The 17631-nt window shown below is 69.4% G+C and carries 16 protein-coding genes and 1 riboswitch; of the genes, 2 read left to right on the top strand and 14 right to left on the bottom strand.

Features of this window, described 5'->3' with window-relative positions:
* Positions 1 to 59 precede the first annotated feature (59 nt).
* The 12 genes from gcvP to ACFWQC_RS26300 all read right to left on the bottom strand — a co-directional run bounded on the left by gcvP (position 60) and on the right by ACFWQC_RS26300 (position 12107).
* Positions 60 to 2963 carry an aminomethyl-transferring glycine dehydrogenase gene (gene gcvP, locus ACFWQC_RS26355; protein ID WP_378685137.1) on the bottom strand — a complete coding sequence of 968 codons (2904 nt, stop codon included), beginning with the start codon at positions 2961 to 2963 and terminating at the stop codon, positions 60 to 62.
* Between the two features lie 59 nt (positions 2964 to 3022).
* A riboswitch (glycine riboswitch) is annotated at positions 3023 to 3113 on the bottom strand.
* Positions 3114 to 3194: 81 nt separating this feature from the next.
* Positions 3195 to 3812, bottom strand: coding sequence for a MerR family transcriptional regulator (locus tag ACFWQC_RS26350; RefSeq protein ID WP_378685135.1), 618 nt, complete (start codon positions 3810 to 3812; stop codon positions 3195 to 3197).
* A 175-nt stretch (positions 3813 to 3987) separates the two neighbouring features.
* Complete coding sequence (locus ACFWQC_RS26345; RefSeq protein WP_091042032.1) at positions 3988 to 4455, bottom strand: bifunctional nuclease family protein; 468 nt, start codon at positions 4453 to 4455, stop codon at positions 3988 to 3990.
* A 63-nt stretch (positions 4456 to 4518) separates the two neighbouring features.
* Positions 4519 to 5271: a MerR family transcriptional regulator gene (locus ACFWQC_RS26340; RefSeq protein ID WP_378685132.1), complete on the bottom strand. Its 753-nt coding sequence runs from the start codon at positions 5269 to 5271 to the stop codon at positions 4519 to 4521.
* 3 nt (positions 5272 to 5274) lie between these two features.
* On the bottom strand, positions 5275 to 5757 hold the full coding sequence (locus tag ACFWQC_RS26335) for an FHA domain-containing protein (protein WP_355020592.1): 483 nt from the start codon (positions 5755 to 5757) through the stop codon (positions 5275 to 5277).
* Between the two features lie 101 nt (positions 5758 to 5858).
* Entirely contained in the window at positions 5859 to 6245 is a 387-nt protein-coding gene (gene gcvH, locus ACFWQC_RS26330; RefSeq protein ID WP_378685130.1) for a glycine cleavage system protein GcvH, read from the bottom strand.
* A gap of 93 nt (positions 6246 to 6338) precedes the next feature.
* Entirely contained in the window at positions 6339 to 7736 is a 1398-nt protein-coding gene (locus tag ACFWQC_RS26325) for a DUF881 domain-containing protein (protein ID WP_378685127.1), read from the bottom strand.
* Positions 7729 to 8061, bottom strand: a complete 333-nt coding sequence (locus ACFWQC_RS26320) for a small basic family protein (protein ID WP_008359542.1) — start codon at positions 8059 to 8061, stop codon at positions 7729 to 7731. The genes ACFWQC_RS26325 and ACFWQC_RS26320 overlap by 8 nt, the downstream gene beginning before the upstream one ends.
* A complete protein-coding gene (locus tag ACFWQC_RS26315; RefSeq protein ID WP_378685124.1) occupies positions 8058 to 8981 on the bottom strand; it encodes a DUF881 domain-containing protein in 924 nt (307 codons plus the stop codon). Before ACFWQC_RS26315 ends, ACFWQC_RS26320 begins: the two co-directional genes overlap by 4 nt.
* Positions 8974 to 9663: a CDP-alcohol phosphatidyltransferase family protein gene (locus ACFWQC_RS26310; RefSeq protein ID WP_378685122.1), complete on the bottom strand. Its 690-nt coding sequence runs from the start codon at positions 9661 to 9663 to the stop codon at positions 8974 to 8976. The genes ACFWQC_RS26315 and ACFWQC_RS26310 overlap by 8 nt, the downstream gene beginning before the upstream one ends.
* Positions 9664 to 9705: 42 nt before the next feature.
* A complete protein-coding gene (locus tag ACFWQC_RS26305) occupies positions 9706 to 10764 on the bottom strand; it encodes a hemolysin family protein (RefSeq protein ID WP_378685120.1) in 1059 nt (352 codons plus the stop codon).
* Entirely contained in the window at positions 10764 to 12107 is a 1344-nt protein-coding gene (locus tag ACFWQC_RS26300) for a hemolysin family protein (protein WP_378685117.1), read from the bottom strand. Before ACFWQC_RS26300 ends, ACFWQC_RS26305 begins: the two co-directional genes overlap by 1 nt.
* A 288-nt stretch (positions 12108 to 12395) precedes the next feature.
* On the opposite strand from ACFWQC_RS26300, the gene ACFWQC_RS26295 reads away from it, so the two are divergent.
* The gene (locus ACFWQC_RS26295; RefSeq protein WP_378685114.1) at positions 12396 to 14009 is read left to right on the top strand and encodes a GMC oxidoreductase; all 1614 of its coding nucleotides are present in this window, start codon (positions 12396 to 12398) and stop codon (positions 14007 to 14009) included.
* Positions 14010 to 14175: 166 nt separating this feature from the next.
* Here the strand turns inward: ACFWQC_RS26295 and ACFWQC_RS26290 are convergent, their stop codons facing one another.
* On the bottom strand, positions 14176 to 14511 hold the full coding sequence (locus tag ACFWQC_RS26290) for a DUF1048 domain-containing protein (protein ID WP_378685111.1): 336 nt from the start codon (positions 14509 to 14511) through the stop codon (positions 14176 to 14178).
* A gap of 139 nt (positions 14512 to 14650) precedes the next feature.
* Positions 14651 to 16375 carry a gamma-glutamyltransferase family protein gene (locus ACFWQC_RS26285; protein ID WP_378685141.1) on the bottom strand — a complete coding sequence of 575 codons (1725 nt, stop codon included), beginning with the start codon at positions 16373 to 16375 and terminating at the stop codon, positions 14651 to 14653.
* 132 nt (positions 16376 to 16507) lie between these two features.
* Here ACFWQC_RS26285 and ACFWQC_RS26280 point away from each other — a divergent pair, with 132 nt between their 5' ends.
* Positions 16508 to 17629 carry a calcium:proton antiporter gene (locus tag ACFWQC_RS26280; protein WP_378685108.1) on the top strand — a complete coding sequence of 374 codons (1122 nt, stop codon included), beginning with the start codon at positions 16508 to 16510 and terminating at the stop codon, positions 17627 to 17629.
* Positions 17630 to 17631: the final 2 nt, after the last annotated feature.

Here is a 17631-nt window from a genome sequence, read left to right as displayed (position 1 = left end):
CACACCGCCACAACACCCCGCTTAGGGGCCGCGAAACTTGGCGCGCCCTCGGCGGGAGGTCACTCGGCGAAGGACTCCACGGGCGGGCAGGAGCAAACCAGGTTGCGGTCGCCGTAGGTGTTGTCGATGCGGGCCACCGGGGGCCAGTACTTGTCAGGGTCGATGCCGCGCGGGAAGACGGCCTCCTCGCGCGAGTAGGCCCGGTCCCAGTCGCCGACGAGGGCGCGGGAGGTGTGCGGGGCACCGCGCAGGACCGAGGTCTCGGCGGTCCACTCACCCGAGGCGACCCGGTCGATCTCGCCCTTGATCGCGATCATCGCGTCGATGAACCGGTCCAGCTCGCCGAGGTCCTCGGACTCGGTGGGCTCGACCATGAGCGTGCCGGCGACCGGGAAGGACATCGTCGGGGCGTGGAAGCCGTAGTCGATGAGCCGCTTGGCGACGTCGTCGACGCTGACACCGGTCTCCTTCGTGATCGGGCGCAGGTCGAGGATGCACTCGTGCGCGACCAGGCCGGTCTCGCCGCGGTAGAGGACCGGGAAGTGCTCGTTGAGGCGCGAGGCCACATAGTTGGCCGACAGCACCGCGGCGGACGTCGCCCGGGTCAGACCCTCAGCGCCCATGAGCCGGACGTACGCCCACGAGATCGGCAGGATGCCGGCCGAGCCGTACGGAGCCGCCGAGATGGCGCCGATGCCCGAGCGCTTCGAGGTGTCCGGGTGCAGGGAGTGCGAAGGCAGGTAGGGGGCCAGGTGGGAGCGGACCGCGACCGGTCCGACGCCCGGGCCGCCACCGCCGTGCGGGATGCAGAAGGTCTTGTGCAGGTTGAGGTGGGAGACGTCGCCGCCGAACTCGCCGGGCTTGGCGTAGCCCAGGAGCGCGTTGAAGTTGGCGCCGTCGATGTAGACCTGGCCGCCGGCCTCGTGCACCAGCGAGCAGACCTCGGTGATGCCCTCCTCGTAGACCCCGTGGGTCGAGGGGTAGGTCACCATGATCGCGGCGACGTTCTCGCCGTGGGCGTCGAGCTTCGCCCGCAGGTCGTCGAGGTCGACGGTGCCGTCCTCGGACGACTTCACGACCTCGACCTTCATCCCGGCCATCACGGCCGAGGCGGCGTTGGTGCCGTGCGCGGAGGAAGGCATCAGGCAGATCTTGCGGTGACCCTGGCCCTGGGCGTCCAGGTAGCCGCGGATCGCCATCAGGCCGGCGAACTCACCCTGCGAGCCGGCGTTGGGCTGGATGGAGACCTCGTCGTAGCCGGTGACCTCGGCCAGCCACCCCTCGAGCTCCCCGACGAGACGCGTGTAGCCGGCGGCGTCCTCGGCGGGCACGAACGGGTGCAGGTCGGCGAAGCCGGGCAGAGAGATCGGCTCCATCTCGGTGGTCGCGTTGAGCTTCATGGTGCACGAGCCGAGCGGGATCATGCCCTTGTCGAGCGCGTAGTCGCGCGCCGCCAGCTTGTGCAGGTAGCGCAGCATCTGGGTCTCGCTGTGGTGCGCGTTGAAGACCTCGTGGGTGAGGTAGTCGGTGGTGCGCAGCAGGCCGTCGGGCAGCGCGCTGGCCGTGGTGCGGTCGATCTCGTCCAGGTCCGCACCCGAGACGCCGAAGGCGTTGAGCACGGCCGACAGGGTCGAGCGGGTGGTCGCCTCCGAGGTCGAGATGCCGACGGTGTCGGCGTCCACGAGACGAAGATGTACGCCGAAACGACGCGCTGCGGTGACGACATCGGCCGCCCTGCCGGGGACGGTGACACCCAGCGTGTCGAAGAACGTCTCCGAGACCAGCGGGAGCCCGGCCGACTTGAGCGCGGCGGCCAGGACGGCGGCGTAGCGGTGGGTGCGGGTCGCGATCGTCCGCAGCCCGGCGGGGCCGTGGTAGACGGCGTACATGGAAGCGCCGACGGCCAGCAGCACCTGCGCGGTGCAGATGTTGGAGGTCGCCTTCTCCCGGCGGATGTGCTGCTCGCGGGTCTGAAGAGCGAGACGGTACGCAGGCCGCCCCTCGGCATCGACGGAGACGCCGACGAGACGACCGGGCAGGTGCCGCTCGATCCCCTCGTGGACAGCCATGTAGCCGGCGTGCGGGCCGCCGTAGAAGAGTGGGATGCCGAAGCGCTGGGTCGAGCCGACGACGACGTCGGCGCCGAGGGTGCCGGGCGCCTCCAGGACGGTGAGAGCGAGCAGGTCGGCGGCCACGACGGCCAGCGCCCCCCGCTCATGGGCCGCGTCGATGACCGCCTTGAGGTCGGGCACACGACCGGAGGCGCCGGGGTACTGCACCAGCACACCGATCGCGTCACCCTCGGGCAGACCCTGCGAGAGGTCGGCCACGACGACCTCGAGGCCCATCGCCTCGGCGCGCACCTTGACGACCTCGATCGACTGCGGCAGGGCGTCGGCGTCGATGATGAACGGAGCCCTGCCATTCTTCTGGGTGACCTTGCGGTTCGCCCGGTGTACCAGCGCCAGCGCCTCGGCGGCCGCGGTGCCCTCGTCCAGCAGCGAGGAGTTGGCCACCGGCAGGCCGGTCAGGTCGCCGACCATGGTCTGGAAGTTGATCAGCGCCTCGAGGCGGCCCTGGGAGATCTCGGGCTGGTAGGGCGTGTAGGCGGTGTACCAGCTCGGGTCCTCGAGCACGTTGCGGCGGATCACCGGCGGCGTCACGGTGGCGTGGTAGCCCAGTCCGATCATCGCCTCGCCGGGCTTGTTGGAGGCCGCGATCTCCCGCGCCAGCGACGCGACCTGCGCCTCGCTCAGCGCGGCCGGCAGATCCAGTGACTCGACCGAGCGGATCCCGGCCGGCACCGCCGCATCCATCATCGCCGCGACCGAGTCGTACCCGAGCCGTTGCAGCATGGTCGCCTCGTCGGCGGCCGAGAGGCCGACATGGCGCTCCACGAACGGGGAGGCGGCGTCGAGCTCGGACAGAGTGGGCGTGTCGGACACAGTGGCTCCTGAGGGCATCTAAGACAACTCGTACGCCCTCCCCCTCTGTCACCGCACCTGCGCCGCTTCAGAGTCGCCTGGTCCGCACAGTCGTGGATGCCTGAGAGTTTCCGGGGAGGAATTGCCCCTTCGGCGCCCCTTCGAGAGGAGCTCTCCCGTGCGGGATGGTCAGCACCACCAGCATAAACGACTCGACCCCGAGGCCCCGCCTCCGCGGGGTCTCGGGGTCGAGTGTTACGTGAGGTTTACCTACCCGGCGTTGCGCGCCGCCCGGCGCGCGGAAAGCTCGTCGGACATCGAGGCGACCTGCTCGCCGTCCTCGGTCGTACGCTCGCTGGGGAGCTCGGAGAGCGTGCCCTCGATCTCGCGCCAGACGCCACCGATGGCGATGCCGAAGACGCCCTGCCCGCCCTGGAGCAGGTCGATGACCTCGTCGTTGCTGGTGCACTCGTAGACCGAGGCGCCGTCGCTCATCAGGGTCACGCGGGTCAGGTCGTCGGTGCCCCGCTCACGCAGGTGCTGCACGGCAGCGCGGATCTGCTGCAGCGAGATGCCTGCGTCGAGGAGTCGCTTGATGACCTTGAGGATCAGGATGTCGCGGAAGGAGTAGAGCCGCTGGGTGCCGGAGCCGGTGGCCCCGCGCACGCTCGGCTCGACGAGACCGGTGCGGGCCCAGTAGTCGAGCTGGCGGTAGCTGATCCCGGCCGCGTTGCAGGCCGTCGGGCCGCGGTAACCGGTGTCGCTGGGCAGGGTCGAGACATCGTCGGTGAAGAGAAGGCCCTGCTCGTCAGCCTGCTCCGCCGCGCGTTGCGCGTCGTCGGCGCCGTGGCCGGGCTTCTGTTCGTGGTCGAACACGATGTCCTCCATCGTCTACTCCGTTGTGCGTAACTCCACTCGGGGAATGAACGGCTGCGGCGGGGGGACCACATCGTTGGAGTTACAACAGAGACAACTACAAGGTAAGCGTCGCAAGGGCCCTGGTCAAAGAACCCCTCCGGCGTGTCGCCTGGCCTAACCCTCAGGTTGAACCTGAGGGTTTCCGTCAATGGGACTCGAAGTCCTCGGGCGTGATCTCGTCGAGGAACTCCCGGAACTTCTCGATCTCGTCCTCCTGCTCGGCCGGGACAGCGAGCCCCGCCTCGTCGAGGACCTCGTCGGAGACGACGATCTTGGTCCCCGTACGCAGCGCCAGCGCGATCGAGTCCGAAGGCCGCGCACTCACCTCGACGCCCGAGGCGAAGACCAGGTTGGCGTAGAAGACACGGTCGGTGACCGAGGTGATCTGTACCTCGGTCAGCTCGTTGCCGGTCGCCTCCAGCACGTCCTTGAGCAGGTCGTGGGTCAGCGGCCGCGGCGGCACCACGCCCTGCTGGGCGAAAGCGATCGCGGTGGCCTCCACCGCGCCGATCCAGATGGGCAGGTATCGCTCACCCGCAACCTCGCGCAACAGCACGATCGGCTGGTTGGAGGGCATCTCCACTCGGACTCCGAGCACATCGACCTCGCGCATGCATCCACCCTACCCGCCTCCGGGTCGCGACAGCAGCCCGGTTGACCGGCGACATGAACCGAGTCAGCGGTCGCGCAGTCCCGACTTCACCAAGGTGGCGTGCAGACGGACCGCCAGGGAGGCGATCTCGCTGCCGATCTCCTCGGCCCGGCCCTGCGCTCCGGCATTCCCGGGGCGCCGCAGCGGCGCCACGATCTGCTCGATGAGACCCACCTCGCGGTCGGCGGCGGCCTTCATGCCGCGCAGGTGACGAGGCTCGATTCCGAACTCGGCCAGCTCCTTGGCCGTGCGCGCGATCGCGAGGGCATCGGTGTCGTAGTGACCGCTGCGCAGCGGCACGACCAGCGCCATCTTCTCCAGCTCGGTCAGCAGCGCGTCGTCGACCTCGGCCACCTTGAGGAGCTCGCGCCGCGAGATCCGCATGTTGTCCGTACGCCGGAACGACTCCGCCCCCGGCGCGCCGCTGGGCGTCAGGGCCACCGTCGGGACCGTGGGCACCGTCGCCTCGATCGCCGGCGGCTCGAGGCCCCGGTCGATCGCGTCGAGGTGCTCGCCGATGACCTTGAGCGGCAGGTAGTGGTCGCGCTGCATCCTCAGGACATAGCGCAGCCGCTCGACATCGCGGCGGGAGAACTTGCGGTAGCCCGCGGCCGTACGCTCCGGCTTGATCAGTCCCTTGTCCTCGAGAAACCGGATCTTGGGGATCGTGACCGTGGGAAAGTCCGGACGCAGCTGATCCAGGACCTGCCCGATGTTGAGCCGCTCCCCCGAGTCGCCAGCCGGCCGTTGAGGGTCAGGCATCGCGGCGGCGGCCATCGGCTACGCCCCTTCGTGCCCGGCGTAGAAGACGAGCCGGAACTTCCCGACCTGGACCTCGTCGCCGTCCTTGAGAACGACCTTCTCGATCCGGTCACGGTTGACGTAGGTGCCGTTGAGGCTGCCGACGTCGGAGACCTCGAAGGTGTCGCCGGTGCGCGCGAACTCAGCGTGGCGACGGGAGACGGTGACGTCGTCGAGGAAGATGTCGCTCTCCGGGTGACGACCCGCGACCACGGTGTCCTGGTCGAGCAGGAAGCGGCTTCCGGCACCGGGACCACGCTGCACGACGAGCATGCCGTTGCCTGGCGGCAGGGCCTCGACCGTGGCCGCCTCGACGGGGCTGAGCAGCCGGTCGGAGGTGTCGGCGTCAGCCCCGAGCTGGATCGTCGAGGTCTGGTCGGTCCCGGTCAGGCTTACGCCACACTGCGAGCAGAACCGCGCTTCGTCGGGGTTCTGACTGCCGCAGGCGGGGCACACGGACATTTTTGAGCTCCAGGTTCATCGAGGGCCGGACACCTACCCTCAAGTGAACGTTGAGGGATGGTATCCGCAACCTATCAGGTCGGCCCAGGTGTTCGGTTGAGTTACGCGTCGAGTGATGCCTCGTACGCCGCGGCGTCGAGGAGGCTCTCCAGCTCGGCAGGATCGGACGGCGCGACCTCGAACAGCCAGCCCCCGCCGTAGGGGTCGTCGTTGACCAGCTCGGGCGTGGCGTCGAGCGATCCGTTGATCAACACGACCTCGCCGGAGATCGGCGCGTAGATGTCGCTGACCGACTTGGTCGACTCGAGCTCGCCGCAGCTCTCACCCGACTTGATCGTGTCGCCGACGGCCGGCATCGACACGTAGACGATGTCGCCGAGGGCGTCCTGGGCGTAGTTGGTGATCCCGATCCGTACGGAGCCCTCGGTCTCGCCAGGGTTGCGCAGCCACTCGTGCTCGCTGGTGTACTTCAGGTCCTCGGGGTACACGGCCATCTCCTCATCAGGCGTACTGGTCTGGCCGCGGAAGATCGTCCCGCGAGCCGGTTGTCGAAACCCTACTGCGCCGCACCGACGAAACCTTCAGCGGGACACGGTGTGAATCGACTCGATGTCGATCTTCTCCTCCGACTCCACCTTGACCTCAGCGCCCTGCTCCTCGAGCTGGTCCTGCGGGCCCTGGTAGAAGTCGATCGCGCCGGCCAGCGTGTCGGGCGGGCCGATCACCTGGAGGCGATAGGGCGGGCTGATCAGCTCGCCGCCCACGTTGAGTCCCTCGGCGGGCTGACTGACCTCGATCGAGGACGACGCGACCAGGCGTACGGCCTCGCCGTCGGCCCCCTCGATCTCCATCGCCTCGGCACCGCTCGTACGCAGCTCCTCGATCAGGTCGAGGAGCGCGGTCAGCCGCAGCGGGTCGGCACCGGGGTCGATCTCGATCGTGATGCCCGGACCGCTGACCGGCACCGTCCCGGCGATCACCCGGAGCGTGTCGACCTGCTCCTCGGCGCGCTGGAGCGCTGTCTGCTGCTGGAGGGTCTGGTCCTCGAGCTCGTCGCGGGTCCCCTCGAGCTCCTCGAGCTGCTCCTGGGCCTTCTGCGTCGTGCCGGCCAGGCCGGAGAGGATGTCGATCAGCTCCTGCTCGCGCAGACCGGCGTACGTCGAGTCCTCGGTGTTCGTCTGGACCTGCACCACGGCTGCGTAGCCGAGTACGCAGAGCAGGACCGCCACGGCCATCTGGCCGCGCCGGAAGTGGGTGAGCGCGTCGAAGAGCCGCGCCCGGCCGACCAGCGGCGCCGGCTCCTCCTCGGGCTCCTCGGACTCCTCGGCCTCATCGGACTGTTCGGTCTGCTCGTCTACAGCCGTGTCCTCGACCTCGTCTGGCGCTGTGACCGCGGCCGGCTCCTCGGCGGCCGGCTCCTCGACAGACTCGGCAGGCTCAGCGGGCTCGACGTCGTCCGCCTTGTCGGTGGGCTCGACCGACTCGTCCTCCGCGACGCCGGCGTCGTCCGATTTCTCGGGCTCCTCCGCGGCGCTGTCCTCGGCGACCGTCTCCTCAGGCTCGTCGACAGGCTCGTCGACAGGCTCGTCGGACGCGGATTCGTCGGACGCGGATTCGTCGGACGCGGATTCGTCGGACGCAGATTCGTCGGACGCAGATTCGTCGGACGCAGATTCGTCGGACGCAGATTCGTCGGACGCAGATTCGTCGGACGCAGATTCGTCGGACACGTCCGCCTCCGACGGCTCCTCGGCCTCGACGGCGTCGGCGTCGTCGGTCGTCTCGACAGTCTCAGCGGTTGCCTGCTCAGCAGGCGGCGTACCAACCTCTGAGGCCTCCGGCGTGGCGCCACCATCGGTGACCGTCTCGGTGACGGTCTCCTCCGCGGGCTCGGCGGGCTTCTTCGCCGGTGCCTTCTTCGCGGGAGTCCGCTTGGCCGCGGTCCGCTTCGCCGGTGGTCTCCTCTTCCGGTCAGGCATGGAAGATGTGCCTCCGGATGGCTGCGACGTTGGTGAAGATGCGGATGCCGAGGACGACGATGACGCCGGTGGACAGCTGGCCGCCGACGCCGAGGCGGTCACCGAGGTAGACGATGCCGGCGGCGATCACGACGTTGCTGATGAACGAGACGACGAAGACCTTGTCGTCGAAGATGCCGTCCATGAACGCGCGCAGCGCACCGAAGACCGCGTCCAGCGCGGCGACGACGGCGATCGGCAGGTAAGGCGCCAGGCCGACAGGCACCTCGGGCTGGAAGAACAGCCCCAGCACGATGCCGATCACTAGGCCGATGACGGCGATCATTCTTCGCGGTCCCCTTCGCTGTTCTCTTCTGAGTCTTCGTCGGTGTTGTCGGTGGGCTTCTCGGAGCCCTGGGTGCCCTTGGACTTGGCCCCGAGGTGGGTCAACTCCAGCAGATCAGGCGGCGCCGCGGGAAGGGTGAGCCGGTCGATGTTCTCGACGTCGTAGGGCATCCCGTAGTCCTGCGTCGTGGTATGAATCATCGCGCCGGAGACCGTCTCGGCGAAGCGCGCGGCCAGCGTACGCGTGTCGCCGATGGCCGTGACCTCGTAGGGCGGCGAGAGCGAGACGTCGTTCATCCGGAGCGCGGCGCCAGAGGTGATCACGCCGCTGCGCGGGGTGACCCGCTGGCCGTCGACGGCGACGGCGGTCGCGCCCGCCTGCCACAGTCCGTTGACGATCACGGCGAGATCGTAGTCGCGGACGGTGCCGCCCTCGCTGCCGTCGGCGGCGTTGTCGATCGTGATCCTGATCCCCGGCCCGGTCACCGGGGCGAACCCGGTCTCCTCGGCGGTCGCCGCGGCGCTCGATGATGCCGACTCGGCCCGCAGCCCGAGCGTGTTGAGCGCCGACTCCCGGCTCTGGTTGTCCTGGCGCAGCTCGGAGATCTGCTTGTGCAGGTCGGAGATCCGGTCCTGGCGCTGCTCGATGCGGTCGACCAGGACCTGCCTGCTGGTCTGGCGGATGTCCTCGTTGCGGGAGGTCTGCACCGCGGCGGTCGTGGCCAGCAGCGCGAAGAGCCCGACGACCACCATCGCCCACAGGCCCGGCCGGCGAAGCCGTGTCGGCTCCTCCCCCGTGGGCTCGCGCCGCGCGGCGGCGGCCATGTAGTCGGAGTCGATCGCCTGGTCGGTGATGCGGTCGAGCAGTGGCTTGGTGACGTAGGCCCGCGGGTCCTCGGAGCCAGGGATCTGGTCAGGCACGGGTCGCCCCGCCCTTCTCCAGCGGAGGCGTGGTGGCCATCAGGCGCCGCGCCTCCTGGGCGTAGAGGACCAGGCTCCACCACAGCAGCAGGATCCCCCACAGCGCGAAGGCCCAGCCGAAGGCCTGCGCTACCTGGATGGGCAGGCTGGGCTCCAGGCCGAGGTCGAGGGTCTCGGGGATGCCGTGGCTGAGGTAGAGCAGCGGGAAGGAGGCCAGCATGCAGAAGGCGGCCACCTTGCCGAGGAGATGGACGGGCAGCGTACGCACCCCACGGCTGCGCAGCGCCGGGATCATCGCCAGCAGGCCGACGAGCCGCAGCGGCACCAGCAGCGCGATCGGCCACGGGATCACGTCGATCTGCCAGAGCGCGAGCGTCGCGGCCAGGACGAAGACGGTGTTGGCCACCACGTCGAGCAGCTCGCCCGAGCGTCGGCGGCCGAGCTGCTTGCGGTTCAGCCAGCTGTCGAGCAGGTCGGTGACGATCGCGAGACCGAACGCGGCCAGCGCGATCGTGTCGTCCTCGGCGATCATCACCGCCCACAGCACCACCGGCGCGTAGACGAGCCGCAGGATGCTGAGCAGCTTGCCGAGCACGGGCTGGTCGCGGTCGGCCAACCCCCGCGGTCGCCGCGCGTCCCCGCCATGTTGCAGGCGGGGATCACCGGATCGACGGTTGGGCATCTGCGGGCTCTCCTCTGTCACCAGACGCGGCACGAGCCAACCCTAGTCGGTGGGTGTGGAGTCGTCGGCGTGGGCGGCGTCGCGGATCTCGCCGACCAGCTCCTCGATGACGTCCTCCAGCGTCGCCAGCCCGATGGTGCTGCCGTCCTCACGGACGACCCGGGCCAGGTGGGCGCCACGGCGCTGCAGGGTCTCGAGCGTCTCGTGGAGCGCGTCGTCGGGAGTGACCGTCGCGAACGGGCGGATCCACTTGTTCTGGACGGGCTGCCGGCGGCGTACGTCATCAGGCTCGAGTATGTCCTTGATGTGCAGGTAGCCGACCAGGTCGCCGTTGTCGCCCGCGACCGGGAACCGGCTGTAGCCGGTCGAGGCACACACCGCCTCGATGTCGGAGCCCGAGGCGCCGCGCGGCACGATCGTCCAGTCGGAGATCGGGATGGTGACCTTGGCGACGGTCTTCTCGGTGAAGCCGAGCGCGCCGGCCAGGCGGCCGTACTCGTCCTCCTCCAGGAGGCCTTCGCCGCGGGACTCCTCGACCATGGCGGCCACCTCGGCGCGGGTGAAGGCAGAGCTCACCTCGTCCTTGGGCTCGATGCCGAGCGCTCGGATGCAGACGTTGGCGACGTAGTTGAAGGCGACGATGATCGGACGCAGCACGTAGACCACCGCGTAGATGGCCGGGCCGAGGACCAGGGCGGCCTTGTCGGGCCCGGCCAGTGCGATGTTCTTCGGCACCATCTCGCCGACCACCACGTGCAGGTAGGTGACCACGAGCATCGCGATCACGAACGCGACCGGGTGGTGGAGCGCCTCGGGCAGGTCGATCAGGTCGAAGCCGGGCTCGAGCAGGTGGGCCAGCGCCGGCTCGGTGATCGCCAGCAGCAGCACTGAGCAGACCGTGATGCCCAGCTGAGCACCGGCCATCATCAGGCTGATGTTCTCCATCGCGCGCAGGGTGATCCTGGCCATCTGCGAACCGGCCTGGGCGGCGGGCTCGATCTGGCTGCGCCGCGCCGAGACCAGGGCGAACTCCGAGCCGACGAAGAAGGCGTTGGCGAGAAGCAGCACCAGGCCCAGCACCAGTCCCATCGTGGTGCTCATCAGCCGATCACCTTCATCGAGATCCGGTCGATCCTGCGCCCGTCCATGAGCTCCACGGTCAGCTTCACGTACCTCGCGTAGACGTCGTCGTCGTCGGAGTCGGGCGGCGGGGTGCCGGGCACGGTCAGCTCGGCGCTCGCTCCCGGCTCGGGGATGCGGCCCAGGAGGCTCAGCATCAGACCGGCGACGGTGTCGTAGTCCTCGCTCTCCGGCAGCGCGACGCCGGTGATGTCCTCGACCTCGTCGGGACGCAGCAGCCCCGACAGCGACCAGCCGCCGTCCCGGCGCAGCCGGGCTCGGGCGCTGAGTGGGTCGTGCTCGTCTGCGATATCGCCGACGATCTCCTCGATCACGTCCTCGAGGGTGACGATGCCGGCCTGGTCGCCGTACTCGTCGAGCACCACGGCCAGCTGGAACCCCTCGGCGCGCAGCAGCGCCATCAGCGGGTCCAGACGCAGCGAGTCGGGCACCACCACCGGCGGCACCATCAGGTGCTTGACCTTGGCCGTGGGCCGCTCGTGCACCGGCAGCGCCACGGCCGCCTTGACGTGCACCGTGCCGACCACGGCCTCGTTGTCGTCGAGCACCGGGAAGCGGGAGTTGCCCGTACGCCGGGTGAGCTCGATCAGCGCCTCGGCGCGGTCGTTGTGGTCGAGGCTGTGGACGCGTACGCGCGGGGTCATGATCTCCCCCGCCGTGCGCGTGCCGAACTCGACGGAGCGCTCCATCAGCTCGGCGGTGTCGGCGTCCAGGGTGCCCTCGTGGGCGCTGCGCTGGATCAGCGAGGAGAGCTCGGCCGAGCTGCGCGCCGAGCGCAGCTCCTCCTGGGGCTCCATGCCCAAGCGGCGCACGATGGCGTTGGCGGTGCCGTTGAGCACCTTGATCGGGCCGCGCATGAGCCGGGTGAAGGCCCGCATCGGGCCCTGGGTGACGCGCGCCGTCTCCAGGGGCAGGGCCAGGGCCAGGTTCTTGGGGACGAGCTCGCCGAAGAGCATCGTCACGATGGTGGAGAGGGTCAGCGCGATGGCCACCGCGATCCCCGCCACCGCACCTTCGGGCAGGCCGGTGGCGAGCAGCGGCGCGTCGATCAGCTCGGCGATCGCCGGCTCCGACATCCAGCCGATGCCGAGGTTGGTCACGGTGATGCCGACCTGAGCGCCGGAGAGGTTGCTGGAGAGCTCCTTCATCGCGCGGAGCACGCCTTGGGCGCCCTTGTCACCCTGCTCGGCGGCCATCTCCACCTGGGCGTGGTCGACCGTGACCAGGGAGAACTCGGCGGCCACGAACACACCGCAGGCGGCGACCAGCAGCAGCGCCAGGAGGATGAACAGGATCTCAGTCATCGCACCGACCTCGGCTGGTGCGGCTGCGAATCACACAGCGGGCATGGATATTGGCCGGGTTGCGGTCCGTCCATCGGGGTTCAGATCGTCCTTAGCTGTTGGAAGTGCGGTCAGCCTACATGGCTGTGGTTGCGGCTCCTGCGTTGCTGTACCGGGCTCTCCGGGTCGTGTCGCGTTCCGGACACAGTTGTCCAGAACGGGGCTGTGAACCTTGACACACCTCGCCCGTTCGTCAACTCTTACGCGGCAGTAACCGACGATTCTCAAGCCGAGGGAGTCCCCTTGACCATGACCTCAGCCTCACGACGTACGTTCCTTGCCGGTGCTGCGGGCGCTGCGGGTGCCGCTGCGAGCGGGCTGCTCGCCGGTCCGGCCGCAGCCACCTCGCCCCGTCGCGTACGACTGGTGCGGGAGGAGCACCGAGCGGTTGTCATCGGGTCCGGGTTCGGTGGTGGCGTGGCCGCGCTGCGCCTGGCCGAGGCCGGCGTACCGGTCACGGTGCTCGAGCGTGGCCGCCGCTGGCCGACGGGTCCGGACGCGCAGACCTTCCCGACGGTGCGCTCGCTCGACAAGCGGGTGCTGTTCCACACCACCGCGCCCGAGGCGCTCAAGCCGCTGCAGAGGCTGCTCGGCACGCCCCTGAACTTCGGCCCGTACGTCGGCCTGCTCGAGCCCGTCCTCGGCCAGAACATACTGGCCATGTGCGCGGCCGGCGTCGGTGGTGGCTCGCTGGTCTACCAGGGCATGACGCTGCAGCCCTCCGCCGAGGTCTTCAACACCTGGTTCCCGAACGAGCTCGACTACGAGCTCATGGACCGGGTCCATTACCCACGCGTGACCAAGATGCTCGGCGCCGCGACCGCGCCCGACGAGCTGATCGCCTCGGACAACTACCGGGTCTCGCGTACGTTCGGCGAGCGTGTGGAGGCGGCCGGCTTTGACCTGCAGAAGATCCCGATGCCGATCGACTGGTCCTACGCACTCGCGGAGCTGCGCGGCGAGATGGCTCCCTCCTACACCAACGGCGACTGCGCCCTCGGCGTCAACAACGGCGGCAAGCACTCCGTCGACGTCACCTACATCGAGCAGGCCGAGGCCACCGGCCTGGTGCACGTCGCCACCCGTCACAACGTGACGTCGGTCGCGCGGGCCGCTGACGGCCGCTGGGAGGTCCACGTCGACCGCACCGACGACGCCGGCGACGTGGTGGAGCAGAAGATCCTCATCACCCGTGCGCTGGTGATGGCGGCCGGCTCGCTCAACACCAGCAAGCTCCTCGTCCGCGCCGCAGCCACCGGCACCATCCCGGATCTTCCCGAGAAGCTCGGCCAGGGCTGGGGCACCAACGGCGACCGGATCTACATGTGGCGCCCCTTCGACGAGAACCTCACCGGTACGCAGGGTGGTCCCGTCGTCTACCAGAGCCAGGACTGGTCCGACCCGAGCACGGCCAACACCGTCATCCAGGCATCGTTGCCACCACTCCCCCTCGGCCTCGACCTGGGCGCCACGATGCTGGTCGGCTTCGGCGTCAGCGCTGACCGCGGCAGCTTCCGCTACAGCTCGCTGACCGACTCGGTGAGCCTGCGCTTCCCCTTCGGCGGCGACTCGGCGAGCTATCGCGCCATCCACGAGCGGGTCTCGAAGATCAGCGGCGGCCTCGGCGCCCTGATCGACACCAACAGCATCGTCAACAGCACCTGGCACCCGCTCGGCGGCGCCAACATGGGCACCGTCTGCGATCTCGACGGCCGGGTACAGGGCCAGGACGGCCTCTACGTCCTCGACGGCGCGCTCATCCCCGGCACCACGGGAGCATGCAACCCGTCGATGACCATCGCCGCCGTCGCTGAGCGCGCGATGGACAACATCGTCGCCAAGGACGTCGGAACGGTCATCTGACGGGTGCTGCTCGGAGCCGTTTCGGGCTCACCAAGATCTTGCAATGCAAAATTCTGCAGATTTTGCCGAAAGGGGGTGACAACCCCTTAGGTGATGCGGCAACATTGTTCTTGCCCCGCTGGTGACCCGAGACGCCAGCGGGGCTCTTACGTTTTCCCGCCACACCTCATGCCAGCTTCTGGGCGACCTCGTTGAGGTTGGCGCGGAGCTTGGCGCGGCAGGCGTCGTGCTGCTCGGGCAGCCGGGCGTCGCAGAAGGCGGCCAGGTCGGTCCCGGTGACCTCGATGACCGAACGCCCGGCCGCGGCCTCGGTCTCGAACAGATCGAGGATCTCGCGGAGGATGGCGACGATGTCCATGCCGTCGCCGGCGGTGAAGCGCCACATGTAGCTCTTCATCTCGCCGTAGACGGTGCGGTAGTCGGCGGGCAGTTCGGCGGCGCGGGCTTCCATCCGCTTCCAGTCCTTCTTGTCCCCCACGAGGCGGCTGAGGAGGTTGTTCATGGCGGTGCTCCCTTGGATCGGTGGTGGCTCCTGTTTGGGGCCGTGAGAGAAGCGTGCAGCCCTGACGTAGCGTCAAGGTCAAGCACCGATCCAAAGAAGCTTCCGGGGACGGCTCCGGCGGCTCGGCCAGCGGGAACGCCTACCGCCCGACGGCGTACCCCTGAGCACCCCGCGCATTAGCAGCGGCAGAAAGCGTCCCGGTCTCAGGATCACGAGTAACCGCAGATAGCCGCCCAAGAGACCAGTCCCCACTCAGTTCGACAGCATGCCCCCGCCGCCGCAACCCCTCGATGACCGAATCCCCGAGCCGATCCTCGAGCACCGCACCCGCAGGAGTCCAGGTGCGCGGCCAGAAGGACCCAGGGAACGATGTCGAGTGGAGCGCGGGAGCGTCGATGGCCTCCTGAGGCGAGTATCCGCCGACGAGGGTACGCAGCAGATAGAGCAGCTGCCACTGGTCCTGCTGGTCACCACCGGGAGAGCCGACAGCGGTGACGGCCCGGCCCTCGCGGAGGACGAGAGTGGGCGTGAGAGTCGTGCGCGGCCGCCGGCCGGGGGTGAGGGTGGAGGGCAGGCCGGGCTCGAGCCAGGTCATCTGCAGTCGGGTGCCGAGGCAGAAGCCGAGCTCGGGGATGGTCGGCGACGACTGCAGCCATCCGCCGGAGGGGGTGACCGCGATCATGTTGCCCCAGCGGTCGGCGACGTCGATGTGGCAGGTGTCGCCGCGGGTCACCCCTTCACGCGAGACGGTCGGCTCCCCCACTCCGGACGCGGCAAGGGCCGGGTCGTAGGTCTCGCGCAGCGGCGGGAAGGTCGTCGCGTCCAGCCCGGGCCTCACCTCCGCCGAGGCGACATCGGTGATGAGGGGGCGGCGGGTGGCTGCGTACTCCTGGGAGAGGAGGGTCTCGATCATCGACGGATCGGCGCCGTCGCCGTAGTGGGCGTCGCGGTCGGCGAAGGCGAGCTTGGTCGCCTCCAGGATCGTGTGGGCGCCGTCGGGGTTGCTCGGATCTAGCAGCGCGTCGTCGAGCGGCTCGAGCAGGTTGAGGGTCTGCAGCAGCACCGGCCCCTGGGTCCACGGCCCGGCCTTCGCGATCGTGTGGCCCCGGAACTCCGTCGTCACCGGTGTCTCGTACGCAGCCGAGAACCCGGCCATGTCGGCCGCCGTGATCACACCGGAATGGTCGGTTCCGGAGGAGTGGCGGTGCGGGGTGCGTACGAACCGTTCGATCGCCTCGGCGACGAAGCCGCTCCCCCAGGCCGCACGCGCCGCGTCGATGCGCTCCTCACGGGTCGCGGCGCCGTCACCGGCGGCGACGAGGCGGTCGAGCACGTCGGCGTAGGCCTCGTTGCGGACCATCGTGTCCGGCTCCGGCAGCTCGCCGTCGACGAGCCAGTGGGCGGCCGAGGTGGGCCAGTGATCGCGGAACAGGTCGGCGACGGCGGCGATCGTGGAGACCGCCCGGCCCAGGATCGGGTGGCCGTTGCGGGCGTAGTCGATGGCGTAGGCGAGCACCTCGCCCAGCTCCCAGGTGCCGTGGTCGCGCAGCAGCATCAGCCAGGCCTCGACGGCGCCCGGCACGGCTGCGGCCAACGCGCCCGAGCCGGGGACCAGCTCGAGCCCCTCTGCCCGCATGTGCTCCACCGAAGCCCCCGCGGGCGCCGGCCCCTGGCCCATCAGGACCGTCGGCGCACCGTCGGCAGCGGCGAAGATCCCGACCAGGTCGCCGCCCGGCCCGTTGAGGTGAGGTTCGACCACGTGCAGCACGAACCCACCAGCGACCACCGCGTCGAAGGCGTTCCCGCCGCGCTCGAGCACCGCCTGCGCGGCGCCGCTGGCCAGCCAGTGCGTCGAGCCGACCATGCCGAACCTCCCCAGCAGGTCGGGACGGGTCTTGAACGCGGCCGGAGGAGTGTAGGAGGAAGGCACGCCTTCAGGCTACGAGCGCGCGTCGAGCATCCCGCCGTCGGCCCCGCCCCGGGATAGGGTCGCCCCATGAGTGCGCCAGCGGTCCGGGGCCGCCTGCAATGGTCATTGGTCGTGCCGATCCTCGCCCTGGTGGTGCTGGCCTTCGCGTGGCTCCGCCACGACCACTGGGCGATCCTGGCCGTGGTGGCGGCGGTGCTGATCGGCGCGGTGCTCGGTGCGGTGCACCACGCCGAGGTCGTCGCCCACAAGGTCGGGGAGCCGTTCGGCTCCCTGATCCTCGCGATCGCGGTGACCGTGATCGAGGTCGGCCTGATCGTGATGCTGATGACCAGCGGTGGCGACAGCACCAGCACCTATGCCCGCGACACCGTCTTCGCCGCGGTGATGATCACCCTCAACGGCATCGTCGGGCTCTCGCTCATGGTCGGCGCCCTCAAGCACGGACTGGTCAGCTTCAACGCCGCCGGCACCGGGTCGGCGGTCGCGACCGTCATCGCCCTGGCCGGCCTCACCCTGGTGCTGCCGAGGTTCACGACGTCGGCGCAGGGCCCGCAGTACTCGACCTCACAGCTCGTCTTCGCCGCCATCGCCTCGCTGGCGCTCTACGTCGCCTTCCTCTTCACCCAGACGGTCCGCCACCGCGACTTCTTCCTTCCCGTCACCAGCGACGAGCACGGCCGGATGACCGGGTTGGTCGACCTCGACAAGGACGGCCACGCCGACCCGCCCTCGGCGGGCGAGGCCACGCTCAGCCTGGCCCTCCTCCTGGTCTCCCTCGTCGCCGTGGTCGGCCTGGCGAAGGTTCTCTCTCCCACGATCGAGAGCACCGTCAAGAGCCTCGGGTTCCCTTACGCGGTCGTGGGTGTCGTGATCGCTCTCCTCGTTCTCGCCCCCGAGTCGATCGCCGCGGTCCGCAACGCCTCCCGAGACCGGGTCCAGACCAGCCTCAACCTCGCCTACGGCTCGGCGATGGCGTCGATCGGACTCACCATCCCCGCCCTCGCCGTCGCGATGATCTGGCTCACCGGCCCCCTCGAGCTGGGCCTCGAGCCGACGCAGATCGTGCTGCTGGTCATCTCCGTCTTCGTCACCGGGCTCACCGTCGTCCAGGGCCGCGTCTACGCCCTGCAGGGGTTCGTCCACCTGGTCCTGCTGGCGGCGTTCCTGTTCCTCTCGATGCAGCCGTAGAC

It is taken from the genome of Nocardioides sp. NPDC058538, assembly GCF_042719275.1.
GTDB lineage: Bacteria > Actinomycetota > Actinomycetes > Propionibacteriales > Nocardioidaceae > Nocardioides.
This window is presented reverse-complemented; position numbering and strand designations above follow the sequence as displayed.